The sequence below is a fragment of the Pseudomonas sp. 10B238 genome (genome assembly GCF_000970615.1).
Lineage (GTDB): Bacteria > Pseudomonadota > Gammaproteobacteria > Pseudomonadales > Pseudomonadaceae > Stutzerimonas.
Map to the genome: position 1 here is coordinate 309,679 of NZ_KQ033929.1, position 11,867 is coordinate 321,545.

The 11,867-nt window shown below is 57.7% G+C and carries 11 protein-coding genes; 2 read left to right on the plus strand and 9 right to left on the minus strand.

The features are described 5' to 3' along the window. Positions 1 to 67: 67 nt before the first annotated feature. From rseP to rpsB, 8 genes are all read right to left on the minus strand, one after another. Positions 68 to 1,420 carry an RIP metalloprotease RseP gene (gene rseP, locus RT21_RS06200; RefSeq protein WP_046162038.1) on the minus strand — a complete coding sequence of 451 codons (1,353 nt, stop codon included), beginning with the start codon at positions 1,418 to 1,420 and terminating at the stop codon, positions 68 to 70. Positions 1,421 to 1,514: 94 nt separating this feature from the next. Then, on the minus strand, positions 1,515 to 2,708 hold the full coding sequence (ispC, locus tag RT21_RS06205) for a 1-deoxy-D-xylulose-5-phosphate reductoisomerase (RefSeq protein ID WP_046162039.1): 1,194 nt from the start codon (positions 2,706 to 2,708) through the stop codon (positions 1,515 to 1,517). Beyond that, a complete protein-coding gene (locus RT21_RS06210; protein WP_046162040.1) occupies positions 2,702 to 3,517 on the minus strand; it encodes a phosphatidate cytidylyltransferase in 816 nt (271 codons plus the stop codon). The genes ispC and RT21_RS06210 overlap by 7 nt, the downstream gene beginning before the upstream one ends. Further along, positions 3,511 to 4,272 carry a polyprenyl diphosphate synthase gene (gene uppS, locus RT21_RS06215; protein ID WP_045429011.1) on the minus strand — a complete coding sequence of 254 codons (762 nt, stop codon included), beginning with the start codon at positions 4,270 to 4,272 and terminating at the stop codon, positions 3,511 to 3,513. Before uppS ends, RT21_RS06210 begins: the two co-directional genes overlap by 7 nt. Positions 4,273 to 4,431: 159 nt before the next feature. After that, positions 4,432 to 4,989 (minus strand): ribosome recycling factor, encoded by a 558-nt coding sequence (gene frr / locus RT21_RS06220; protein WP_025240920.1) that lies wholly within the window; start codon positions 4,987 to 4,989, stop codon positions 4,432 to 4,434. Further along, positions 4,986 to 5,729, minus strand: coding sequence for a UMP kinase (pyrH, locus tag RT21_RS06225; RefSeq protein ID WP_045429014.1), 744 nt, complete (start codon positions 5,727 to 5,729; stop codon positions 4,986 to 4,988). Before pyrH ends, frr begins: the two co-directional genes overlap by 4 nt. 194 nt (positions 5,730 to 5,923) lie before the next feature. Beyond that, positions 5,924 to 6,793 carry a translation elongation factor Ts gene (tsf, locus tag RT21_RS06230; RefSeq protein ID WP_045429016.1) on the minus strand — a complete coding sequence of 290 codons (870 nt, stop codon included), beginning with the start codon at positions 6,791 to 6,793 and terminating at the stop codon, positions 5,924 to 5,926. A 126-nt stretch (positions 6,794 to 6,919) separates the two neighbouring features. Next, complete coding sequence (gene rpsB, locus RT21_RS06235) at positions 6,920 to 7,660, minus strand: 30S ribosomal protein S2 (RefSeq protein WP_046162041.1); 741 nt, start codon at positions 7,658 to 7,660, stop codon at positions 6,920 to 6,922. 302 nt (positions 7,661 to 7,962) lie between these two features. Here rpsB and map point away from each other — a divergent pair, with 302 nt between their 5' ends. Together map and RT21_RS06245 are read left to right on the plus strand one after the other, a co-directional pair. After that, on the plus strand, positions 7,963 to 8,745 hold the full coding sequence (map, locus tag RT21_RS06240; RefSeq protein ID WP_046162042.1) for a type I methionyl aminopeptidase: 783 nt from the start codon (positions 7,963 to 7,965) through the stop codon (positions 8,743 to 8,745). Positions 8,746 to 8,773: 28 nt separating this feature from the next. After that, a complete protein-coding gene (locus RT21_RS06245; RefSeq protein WP_046162043.1) occupies positions 8,774 to 11,476 on the plus strand; it encodes a [protein-PII] uridylyltransferase in 2,703 nt (900 codons plus the stop codon). Between the two features lie 58 nt (positions 11,477 to 11,534). Here the strand turns inward: RT21_RS06245 and RT21_RS06250 are convergent, their stop codons facing one another. Further along, positions 11,535 to 11,864: a Na+/H+ antiporter subunit G gene (locus tag RT21_RS06250; protein WP_045429025.1), complete on the minus strand. Its 330-nt coding sequence runs from the start codon at positions 11,862 to 11,864 to the stop codon at positions 11,535 to 11,537. Positions 11,865 to 11,867 lie beyond the last annotated feature (3 nt).

An 11,867-nucleotide genomic window follows, 5' to 3' on the forward strand; every position in this document is an offset into this window, starting at 1 on the left:
AGTCCTTTCTTTTCAAACCTGATAATTGAACCTGCGCGTGGCGCGGCGACATCAAGGTATATGGCGATTAAAGGCGGCCAAGGTCGTTGACCAGCGCAAGCAGCATCACCCCAACAACCAGGCTGATACCGATCTGTACTCCCCAGCCCTGGACCCTGTCCGACAAGGGACGTCCACGGACCCACTCGACCAGGTAGAAGAGCAAATGGCCTCCATCCAGGACGGGGATAGGCAATAGATTGAGTACCCCAAGGCTTATGCTCAGGTAGGCGAGGAAATTCAAGAAGTCGCCCACGCCCGACTGTGCAGAAGCGCCCGCCACTTTAGCAATGGTTATCGGGCCGCTCAAGTTTTTTACCGAGAGCTCCCCGAAGAGCATTTTCTTAAGCGAATCCAGAGTCAGAACACTCATCGTCCATGTTCGACGAAGCCCTTCCCCGACAGCTTCGACAGGACCGTGGCTGACCTGCCGCAGCATTTCAGGCGGCCATTCTCCACCCGCGACGCCGGCGCCAAGATAGCCCCGACGCTCATCTCCTTCGCCACGTTCAGCCAGCGTCAGAGGGAGTTCGATCTGCTCACCGTTACGCTCAACCACCAGCAAAACCGCTTGCCCGCCCAGCGGCCTAACACGGTCAATCACTTCTTGCCATTCGGTGAGCGCCTCGGCGTCAAGGCTGACCAATCGATCCCCAATCTGCACGCCAGCTGCCTGCGCCGGGCCTTCGGGATCTAGCTGAGCGACAACCGGGGCAATTTCCGGACGCCAGGGACGAATACCCAGCGAGCCGATCGGGTCCGGTTCCTCAGCCCCCTTAAGCCAGTCCTTCAGCTCGAGCTGTAACCGCTGCGACTGACCTCCATCAACCTCGCTCACCAGCATTTCGAGCGAACCGGTCTCACCAAGGCGCCTGATCAACTGCAAATTGACATCTGCCCAGCCTGCAGTTGGCTTGCCGTTAATCTCGACGATTTCCTGCCCAGCCATCAAGCCGGCTCGCTCAGCAAGGCTGCCAGTCTCTACTGCGCCTACGACCGGACGAACTTGCTCCGTACCCAGCATCGCCAAGATCCAGAAGAACACCAGGGCAAGCAGAAAGTTGGCCAAAGGCCCGGCCGACACAATGGCGAAGCGCTGCCTAACGGTTTTGCGGTTGAAGGCCTGCCCCAGCAGAGTGGGCGGCACGTCACCCTCGCGTTCGTCGAGCATTTTGACGTAGCCACCGAGGGGGATGGCGGCGACAACGAATTCGGTACCCTGGCGGTCATGCCAGCGCAACAGCGGCCGACCAAAGCCTACCGAGAAGCGCAGAACCTTGACGCCGCAACGCCGAGCCACCCAGAAATGTCCGAACTCGTGGAAGGTTACCAGTACACCCAGCGCCACCAGGGTACCGATGATCATGTAGAGCGCGCCCATATTTCCTCTGCCTCGAAAGGTCTTTTAGCAGCTGCGAGCCCGGTCCATGCCGGAGCGCTACAGCCAAGTTGGGACTTTTGATCGCTTCCGACCGCTACCGATCGCGACTTTGCAACCAGTGCGAAGCGAGCCTGCGGGCCTGGGCATCGGCAGTCAGCACATCTGCCAGGCAACGTGCCGGAACCGAAGCTTCCAGATCGAGAACATGCTCGATAATACTCGCGATTTCAGTGAAGCGAATGCGACCATTGAGGAACGCATCCACGGCTACCTCGTTCGCAGCATTGAGCATCGCCGGCGCCGTTCCGCCATCCTGCGCGGCCTGCCTGGCAATCCGAAGACAAGGAAATCTGTGCTGGTCGGGAGCCTCGAAATCCAGACGACCTACCTGCAACAGGTCCAAAGCCGATACGCCTGAGTCGATTCGTTCCGGCCAGGCCAGTGCATGCGCAATCGGTGTCCGCATGTCGGGATTACCCAGTTGCGCCAAGACCGAGCCATCGACATAGTCGACCATCGAGTGAATGACGCTCTGCGGGTGAATCACAACTTCTACCTGTTCCGGGCGCGCATCGAACAGCCAGCACGCCTCGATGAGCTCAAGCCCCTTGTTCATCATGCTCGCTGAATCAACGGAGATCTTGCGGCCCATGGACCAGTTGGGGTGGGCACAGGCCTGGTCGGCAGTTACAGAAGACAGCTGATCCAGAGGTAGTTGCCGGAAAGGCCCTCCGGACGCCGTAAGCAGAATTCGCCTGACGCCGACACGACTCAACCCCTGCGCATAGTTGCCAGGCAAACACTGGAAGATGGCGTTGTGCTCGCTATCGATGGGCAGCAGCACCGCCTCGCTGTCACGCAGCGCCTGCATGAACAACGCGCCGGACATTACCAGCGCCTCTTTGTTCGCCAACAGGACCCGCTTGCTGGCCTGGACGGCGGAGAGCGTCGGCCGTAAGCCCGCGGCACCAACGATCGCCGCCATGACCACGTCGACCTCGGGATGCGCTGCAACTTCGCTTAGACCACCCTCACCCACAAGCACGCGCGTTTTGACGCCGTCACTGTCGAGCTGCTCCTGCAACACACGAGCCCGGTCACTATCGGCAACCACCGCATAACGCGGCCGATGCCGTCGGCACAGCTCCCGTAGCTCGGCGATGCGACTGAATGCAGTGAGCGCAAAAGCTTGGTAGCGTTCGGGATGACGGGCGATGACATCCAGCGTGCTCAGGCCGATGGAGCCGGTCGCACCAAGAATTGTTACCTGCAGCGGACCACTCACCATGCACCCCAGCCGGCCAGCCAAAGCAGGACCGTGAACACGGGTACCGCAGCGGTCAAGCTGTCGATACGATCCATCACGCCGCCATGCCCTGGAAGCAGCTGACTGCTGTCTTTAATACCCGAGCTGCGCTTGAACATGCTCTCGGTCAAATCGCCAACGACGGAAATGACCACCACCAGAGCTGCACCTAACAGAGCGAGCGCCAGCTCACGCGCAGACCAGGATTGATAAAGCCCAACGAACAATGTGATTAGCAGGCTGGTGACCAAGCCGCCAATCATCCCCTCCCAACTCTTGCCTGGGCTGACCTGAGGAGCGAGCTTGCGACGGCCAAAGGTCTTGCCTGCCGCATAGGCACCAATATCAGCCCCCCACACCAGGACCATCACTGCAACGATAAGCCAATTGCCCTGTGGCCACTGCTTGAGCAAAACCAGGCCCTGCCAGGCGGGCAATAGGATCAACAATCCGATAATCAGACTGCCGACAGATCCACCCCAGTGTCGCTGACTTCGAGGATAACTGACGACGAGCGCCGTGGCAGTCAGCCACCAGATCACGCTGAGCGTAAGCAACCAAGACGCCAAGGCGGGAGCCAAATAGAGCCCCGCAAGCAGCAGAGCGACCGCTATCGCATAAAGAACCCTGACCGGCTGAGCCTCAAAGCCCGCCAGACGCGCCCATTCCCATCCCCCAAGCACAACGACTAAGCCTATGAACAGCGCAAAAGCGAGACCTTCGAGAAGGAAAAAACCAATCAGTGCGATCGGAAGAAGGATGGCTGCCGTGATGATGCGATGCTTCAGCATTCAGCTCGAACCTCTATTTCTACCTGGTCACCGGTCTTGCCGAAACGTCGCTGACGCTTGGCGAAATCGGCCAATGCTGTACGCATTGCATCGTGCTTGAAATCGGGCCAGAACAGGTCCGAGAAATACAGTTCAGCATAAGCCAACTGCCATAACAGGAAATTGCTAATGCGTCGCTCACCACCGGTGCGAATACAGAGATCCGGCAGAGGCATGTCGCCAGTTGCCAGATAGCGCTGAAAAAGGGCGGGAGTCACTTCATCCGGATTGAGTCGGCCTTCCTGCGCTTCGCGGGCCAACCGTTGTGCGGCCTGGAGAATGTCCCACTGTCCGCCGTAATTGGCAGCGACCTGAAGCACGAAACGGCCGGAGCCCGCGGTCATTTCCTCGGCTTCGAGCATCGCCGTCTGCAGCTCCGGGTGAAAGCGTGAACGATCGCCAATGATTCGCAAGCTGATGCCATTTTCGTTGAGCTTGCGCGCTTCTCGGCGTAGAGCGCTCAGGAAAAGCTCCATCAGCGCCCCAACCTCCTCGGCCGGCCGCTGCCAATTCTCGCTGGAAAAGGCAAACAGCGTCAGCACCTCAACACCCGCCTCGGCGCAAACCTCTATAACGGCTCGCACCGCATCGACGCCCGCCTTGTGTCCGGCCACGCCTGGCAAGAGACGCCGCTTCGCCCAGCGATTGTTACCATCCATGATGACTGCGACATGACGGGGTACATTCCGTCCGGCAATCTGCCTGACCTTATCCATGAAACGACTCTACCTGCGCTCAATCACGCTGCGAACAATGGGAGAAACCGCCAAATGGCAATTTCCGGGGATACGACTGGTTAGCCCCTCGCGTCACGAACCTTTCGGCCTCGACGCACTCCGACGTGTGCAGTACGGACGAAGTCCGGTACAGCGACATCAAACAGCCATCAGATCGTTTTCCTTACCTTCAAGCGCCTTGTCGATCTCCGCAACGTACTTGTCGGTCAGCTTTTGAACGTCGTCTTGACCGCGTCGTTCCTCGTCTTCACTGATTTCCTTTTCCTTCACCAGATCCTTGAGCTGGGCGATAGCATCGCGCCGAATGTTGCGCACGGCGACACGAGCATTTTCAGCCTCTGAGCGTGCCTGCTTGGTGTACCCCTTACGGGTCTCTTCAGTAAGCGCAGGCATCGGTACGCGAATCGTAGTACCGGCAGTCGCAGGGTTCAGGCCCAGATCAGACGTCATGATCGCCTTTTCTACGGCCTGGATCATGCCTCTATCAAAGACAGTGAGCGCCAAAGTGCGCGAGTCTTCTGCCGTGACATTGGCAATCTGGCGCAGAGGCGTATCGCTGCCGTAATACGACACCATAACGCCATCTAGAATGCTCGGATGAGCGCGACCGGTACGAATTTTGGCGAACGCATGCCCCAGCGATTCCAGGGTTTTCTTCATGCGCTCTTGAGCGTCTTGCTTAATCTCGTTGATCATTGGTACTGCTCCTCGATCAGGGTTCCTTCAGCGCCGCCAAGCACAATATTGAGCAGGGCACCGGGCTTGTTCATGTTGAACACCCGCAGCGGCATGTTGTGGTCGCGGCATAGGCAAATGGCAGTCAGGTCCATGACGCCCAGCTTGCGGTCAAGCACATCATCATAGGTCAGCTGCTCGAACTTCTCGGCATTCGGATCCTTGAAGGGGTCGGCCGTATAAACGCCGTCAACCTTGGTGGCCTTGAGCACCACATCGGCATGAATCTCGATGGCACGCAGGCAGGCGGCCGAATCAGTGGTAAAGAACGGATTGCCGGTGCCGGCGGAGAAGATCACTACCTCGCCACTCTTCAGGTGACGCATCGCCTTGCGGCGGTCGTAATGGTCTGTGACCCCGACCATCGAAATCGCCGACATGACCAATGCCGGGATGTTCGAGCGCTCCAAGGCGTCACGCATGGCCAAGGAGTTCATGACCGTAGCGAGCATACCCATATGGTCGCCAGTCACACGATCCATGCCTGCGGCGGACAGAGCGGCACCACGGAAAAGATTACCGCCGCCAATGACCAAACCAACTTCTACGCCTATGCCGACTAACTGCCCAACCTCCAAGGCCATGCGATCAAGCACCTTGGGATCAATGCCAAAGTCCTCCGACCCCATTAGGGCCTCGCCGCTTAGTTTGAGCAGAATGCGTTTATAGCGAGGATTGCGTGCACTCATCTGCTGAGCCATTGGCGTTGTCTCTCCTGCGGCATTGTATGACTAGGCTGGCCTGCAGCCGGGAAAAATGTCTGCGCTATGACAGCGCAGTCTCGCATTGGTGCCAAGCGGTGACTGTCGCATTGGCAAAAAACGTTTCCATCCTCCAGTCCGACAAAGAGGCCGCACGCGTGAGCGGGCAGCCTCTTAGAGGACAGCAGAGCGTCTTATTGCTTAGTAGCAGCGACCTGAGCGGCAACTTCGGCAGCGAAGTCAACCTCTGCGCGCTCGATGCCTTCGCCTACTTCGTAACGAACGAAGGAAACGATCTCAGCACCAGCCTTCTTCGCCAACTCGCCAACTTTGACATCGGGATCCTTGACGAAAGCCTGCTCGACCAAACTGGCTTCAGCAAGGAACTTGCTGATGCGACCGGCAACCATCTTCTCGACGATTTCAGCAGGCTTGCCCTTGATCTTGTCTTCATTCAACGCCAGGAAAATTTCTTTTTCCTTGGCAACGGCTTCTTCAGAAACCTGCGACGGATCCAGGAACTGAGGGTTGCTGGCGGCAACGTGCATGGCGATTTCTTTGGCCAGCTCGACACTGCCCCCCTTCAGCGCAACCAGAACACCGATACGGTGACCGTGCAGGTAGGATCCAACCAGATCCGCCTCAACGGTGGTCAAACGACGGATATTGACGTTCTCGCCGCACTTGGCGACCAGCGCCTCGCGATCAGTTTCCTGAGCGGCAATCAGCGGCGCTGCATCAGTCATCTTCTCGGCGAAGGCTTTCTCGACACTGCTATTGACGAAATTCTTGAAGTCGTCCTGCAGTGCCAGGAAGTCGGTCTGCGAGTTGACTTCGATAATCACGGCGCGCGTGTTGTCGTCGGCCACTTTAACAGCGATCGCGCCTTCAGCAGCGATATTGCCGGCCTTCTTGGCTGCCTTGATGGCGCCCGCAGCACGCATATCGTCAATGGCTTTCTCGATGTCGCCACCAGCAGCGGTGAGCGCCTTTTTGCAATCCATCATGCCTTGGCCAGTCCGCTCGCGCAGTTCTTTAACCAGGGCTGCAGTGATCTCTGCCATGTTCGCAAATCCTCTCGATTCGATTTTCGATCATCGCCCATCATTCGGACGATCAATTCGGAAGTGGCAAAAAGGGGGCATAGCCCCCTTTCTGTTCAACGGGTATCAGCTAGGCGACAAGTGCGCTCAGCCTTGAGCAGCCTCGACAGGGGCTTCTTCAACGAACTCGTCAGCACCGCCAGCATTGGTCTGACGACCACGCAGTACTGCGTCTGCCATAGAGCCCAGATAGAGTTGCACGGCGCGGATGGCATCGTCATTACCAGGAATGATGTAATCGACGCCTTCCGGGCTGCTGTTGGTATCAACGATGCCGATAACTGGAATACCCAGCTTATTGGCTTCGGAAATAGCAATACGCTCGTGATCGACGTCAACAACGAACATGGCGTCCGGCAGACCGCCCATGTCCTTGATGCCGCCCAGGCTACGATCCAGCTTCTCAAGATCGCGAGTACGCATCAGCGCCTCTTTCTTGGTCAGCTTCTCGAAGGTACCGTCCTGAGCTTGTGTTTCCAGCTCACGCAGACGCTTGATCGAGGCGCGAATGGTCTTGTAGTTGGTCAGCATGCCGCCCAACCAGCGATGATCGACGTACGGCGAGCCACAACGAGCAGCCTCTTCGCGAACGATCTTGCCAGCGGAACGCTTGGTGCCAACGAACAGAATCTTGTTTTTGCCTGCAGCCAGCTTTTCAACGAAACGCAGCGCGTCGTTGAACATCGGCAGGGTTTTCTCAAGGTTGATGATATGAATCTTGTTACGCGCGCCAAAGATGTACTTATTCATCTTTGGGTTCCAGTAACGGGTCTGGTGGCCGAAGTGCACACCGGCCTTCAGCATATCGCGCATAGTGACTTGAGACATGAGAGTTCCTCAGATAAGTCGGGTTAGGCCTCCACGCGTCCCGATATCCAACTCTTGCGAGCACCCAGGATACCGTGTCGACACGTGTGTGGGGTCAGGCTCGGCAGGTAGTCCCGCAGAGCGGCGCGTTTTATAGCACAAGCCAGCATCGGAGGCTAGCACGGACAGACATTGAACGTAGCTACCAAGGTTGCCTCTGGTTTCCCCGAGCCGCCAGGGTCGCCTGCAGGTAAAGCCTTCTTTGGTTTATCATTTACCTCTTATATCTATTTGCCTGCGCCTCTTGGCGCCAAGAGGGTTGCATGACTGTTTCCATCAAGACGCCTGAAGACATCGAGAAAATGCGCATTGCCGGCCGCCTGGCCGCCGAGGTGCTCGAAATGATCGGTGATCACGTCAAGCCGGGCGTCACCACCGAAGAACTGGACCGCATCTGCCACGAGCACATCGTCAACGTGCAACAGGCCATACCCGCCCCGCTCAATTACAAGGGTTATCCCAAATCGATTTGCACATCGATCAATCATGTCGTCTGTCATGGCATTCCCAACGACAAGCCTCTCAAAGACGGTGACATCCTCAATATCGATATCACGGTCATCAAGGATGGTTACCACGGCGATACCAGCCGAATGTTTCTTGTCGGCAAAGCACCAGAGTGGGCCGAGCGGCTGTGTAAGGTGACGCAGGAGTGCCTTTATAAAGGTATCGAGGTAGTCCGCCCCGGAGCGCGCCTAGGGGACATCGGCGAGGTTATTCAGAAGCATGCCGAGAAGAACGGCTTCTCCGTCGTCCGCGAGTATTGTGGCCATGGCATCGGCAAGGTTTTCCACGAAGAGCCTCAAGTGCTTCACTACGGCCGCGCCGGGACCGGGCTGGAGCTAAAGGAAGGAATGACCTTCACCATAGAGCCAATGATCAACCAGGGCCGGTCGGAAACTCGCCTGCTTGGTGACGGCTGGACAGCCATTACCAAGGACCGCAAGCTATCCGCCCAATGGGAACACACCCTAGTGGTGACCGCCGATGGCTATGAAATCTTCACCCTGCGCAGCGATGACACTATAGCCCGCACATCGCCCTAATTTTGATGCTTTGATGGAGGGCGACGGTATGCCTCAGGTTGATTCCGAATTGTTCGACCGCAGCCAGTTCCAGGCTGAACTGGCACTTAAGGCCAGCCCCATCGCCGCCTTCAAGAAAGTCATACGCAAGGCGCGGGAGGTGCTCGATGCACGCTTCCTCGCCGGCCAGGATATCCGCGGCCTGATCGAAGGCCGCGCCTGGTTCGTCGACCAGATATTGCGAGCCGCCTGGGGCCGCTTCGACTGGAACAACGAGGCGGAAATAGCGCTGGTAGCCGTCGGTGGCTATGGGCGCGGCGAGCTGCACCCCTATTCCGATATCGACCTGCTGATACTGCTCGATAACAATGACCAGGAAATATTCCGCGATGCCATCGAGCGGTTTCTGACCCTGCTATGGGACATTGGCTTGGAAGTTGGCCAGAGTGTTCGCTCGGTACAGGAATGCGCCGAGGAGGCACGTGCGGACCTGACCGTCATCACCAATCTCATGGAAAGCCGTACGATCGCCGGCCCCGAGCGCTTGCGTCAGAACATGCTGAAGGTCACCAGCCCTTCGGAAATGTGGCCGAGCAAAGAGTTCTTCCTTGCTAAACGTAACGAGCAGGCCACGCGCCACTCGAAATACAACAATACCGAATATAACCTGGAGCCAAACGTCAAAGGCTCGCCTGGTGGGCTGCGCGACATCCAGACGATCCTGTGGATAGCGCGGCGCCAGTTTGGCAGCTTGAATCTTAGCGCCATCCTCGATCAGGGATTTCTGACCGAAGGCGAGTACTCGTTGCTAGTGGCTGGACAAGAATTCATCTGGCGGGTCCGTTACGGATTACACATGCTGGCCGGGCGTGCGGAGGATCGACTGCTATTCGACCACCAGCGCAGTCTCGCCGCCCTCCTCGGCTATGAAGACAGTGACGCCAAGCTGGCGATCGAGCGCTTCATGCAGAAGTACTACCGCGTCGTGATGAGCATTTCAGAACTAAGCGATCTGGTAGGGCAACACTTTGCCGAAGTTATCCTATGGGAGGGTGACAGCGGCGATGCGGTGCCGCTCAACAGCCGCTTCTTGGTGCGCGATGGCTATCTGGAAGTAACCGATGATTCGGTGTTCAAGCGCAGGCCCTTCGCGATTCTGGAAATCTTCGTACTGCTGGCGCAACACCCTGACATTCAGGGTGTACGAGCGGAGACCATTCGCCTCCTTCGGGACCACCGACATCTCATTGACGACGATTTTCGCAGCGACATCCGCAACACCAGCCTGTTCATCGAGCTGTTCAAATGCAAGGAAGGCATCCACCGCAATCTGAGACGCATGAATCGCTACGGCATTCTTGGACGCTACCTGCCCGAGTTCGGCCATATCGTGGGGCAGATGCAGCATGACCTCTTTCATATCTATACGGTCGACGCTCATACGCTCAATGTCATCAAGTACCTGCGCAAACTGAGCAAACCCGGCGTCGCCGAAAAGTATCCACTGGCCAGTAAACTCGTGGAACGGTTGCCCAAGCCGGAGCTCATCTATATCGCAGGGCTCTATCACGACATCGCCAAGGGCCGTGGCGGCGACCATTCGGAGCTGGGCGCGGTGGATGCGCAGGAGTTCTGCACGCGTCACAAGCTGCCTGCGTGGGACACGCGGCTGGTGGTATGGCTGGTTGAGAACCATCTGGTGATGTCAACGACTGCGCAGCGCAAAGACCTATCTGACCCACAGGTGATCAACGACTTTGCCCAACAGGTGGGTGACGAAACCCACCTTGATTACCTGTATGTGCTGACCGTTGCAGACATCAACGCAACCAACCCGACCCTCTGGAATTCCTGGCGGGCGAGCCTGCTGCGCCAGCTGTATACCGAAACCAAACGCGCGCTCAAGCGCGGTCTGGAGAACCCGCTGGGGCGCGAGGAGCAGATTCGCCAGACCCAGCGCGCCGCACTCGACAACCTCGTGCGCAACGGGACCGATCCGGACGACGCCGAACAGCTATGGTCGCAGCTAGGTGACGACTATTTCATGCGGCACAGCTCGATCGATGTCGCCTGGCACACGGAAGCCATCATCGAGCACCCAAGCGACGGCGGTCCGCTGGTCCTGATCAAGGAAACCACCCAACGTGAATTCGAAGGTGGCACGCAGATCTTCATCTATGCACCCGATCAGCATGACTTCTTCGCCGTTACCGTTGCGGCCATGGACCAGCTGAACCTGAACATCCACGATGCCCGCATTATCACTTCGAGCAGCCAGTTCACGCTGGACACCTATATCGTGCTGGACGCCGACGGTTCTCCCATTGGCAACGACCCCGAGCGCACAGAGGAGATTCGGCAAGGATTGATCAACGCGCTGCGTAATCCGGATGACTACCTGACCATCATTCAGAAACGTGTGCCCCGGCAATTGAAGCATTTCGCATTCCCACCGCAGGTCACCATCCACAACGACATGCAGCGCCCGCAAACGATCATTGAGGTCATTGCACCGGACCGCCCCGGGCTATTGGCGCGCATTGGCCAGCTGTTTCTGGACTTTGACCTCTCGGTACAGAACGCCAAGATCGCGACGCTGGGCGAGCGTGTCGAGGACGTGTTCTTCGTCACCAATGCCGACAATCAGCCCTTGTCTGACCCGCATCTGTGCACACGACTGCAGCAGGCGATGATCAAGCAGCTGACGCAGGACAATGAGCATCAGCCCTCGCCCAGCAGCATCGTCATCTGAACGACAACGCCATGCCGCCTCGGCAACGAGGCGGTAATGAACGCTCGTCAGACCCGCTTCAATCCCAGGGTTTGCCGCGGGTTTTGGCTGTATAAGGCAACCTTTGCTGCATGGCTGCCTTCGCCAGGACATGGGCGCTGACCGGCGCGGTCAAAAACAAAAACAGGGTGATCAGCACTTCATGGACGCTGAGACCGTTGCCCTGGTTACTAAAGAAGATCATCGAACCGATGACGATCCCACCAACCCCAAGCGTGGTTGCCTTGGTCGGACCGTGCAGCCGTGTGAAGAAATCGGGAAGGCGATACAAACCGATCGCCCCAACCAAGGCGAACGCGCTCCCCACTATTAGAAACACGCTCACCAGCAATTCTATCCAGAATGGCATGCA

What these genes read in the sequence shown, in the direction of transcription:
- rseP (WP_046162038.1), bottom strand. Translation starts at nt 1,420, where the DNA reads ATGGGCGCGCTCTACATGATCATCGGTACCCTGGTGGCGCTGGGTGTA.
- ispC (WP_046162039.1), bottom strand. Translation starts at nt 2,708, where the DNA reads ATGGTGAGTGGTCCGCTGCAGGTAACAATTCTTGGTGCGACCGGCTCC.
- RT21_RS06210 (WP_046162040.1), bottom strand. Translation starts at nt 3,517, where the DNA reads ATGCTGAAGCATCGCATCATCACGGCAGCCATCCTTCTTCCGATCGCA.
- uppS (WP_045429011.1), bottom strand. Translation starts at nt 4,272, where the DNA reads ATGGATAAGGTCAGGCAGATTGCCGGACGGAATGTACCCCGTCATGTC.
- frr (WP_025240920.1), bottom strand. Translation starts at nt 4,989, where the DNA reads ATGATCAACGAGATTAAGCAAGACGCTCAAGAGCGCATGAAGAAAACC.
- pyrH (WP_045429014.1), bottom strand. Translation starts at nt 5,729, where the DNA reads ATGGCTCAGCAGATGAGTGCACGCAATCCTCGCTATAAACGCATTCTG.
- tsf (WP_045429016.1), bottom strand. Translation starts at nt 6,793, where the DNA reads ATGGCAGAGATCACTGCAGCCCTGGTTAAAGAACTGCGCGAGCGGACT.
- rpsB (WP_046162041.1), bottom strand. Translation starts at nt 7,660, where the DNA reads ATGTCTCAAGTCACTATGCGCGATATGCTGAAGGCCGGTGTGCACTTC.
- map (WP_046162042.1), top strand. Translation starts at nt 7,963, where the DNA reads ATGACTGTTTCCATCAAGACGCCTGAAGACATCGAGAAAATGCGCATT.
- RT21_RS06245 (WP_046162043.1), top strand. Translation starts at nt 8,774, where the DNA reads ATGCCTCAGGTTGATTCCGAATTGTTCGACCGCAGCCAGTTCCAGGCT.
- RT21_RS06250 (WP_045429025.1), bottom strand. Translation starts at nt 11,864, where the DNA reads ATGCCATTCTGGATAGAATTGCTGGTGAGCGTGTTTCTAATAGTGGGG.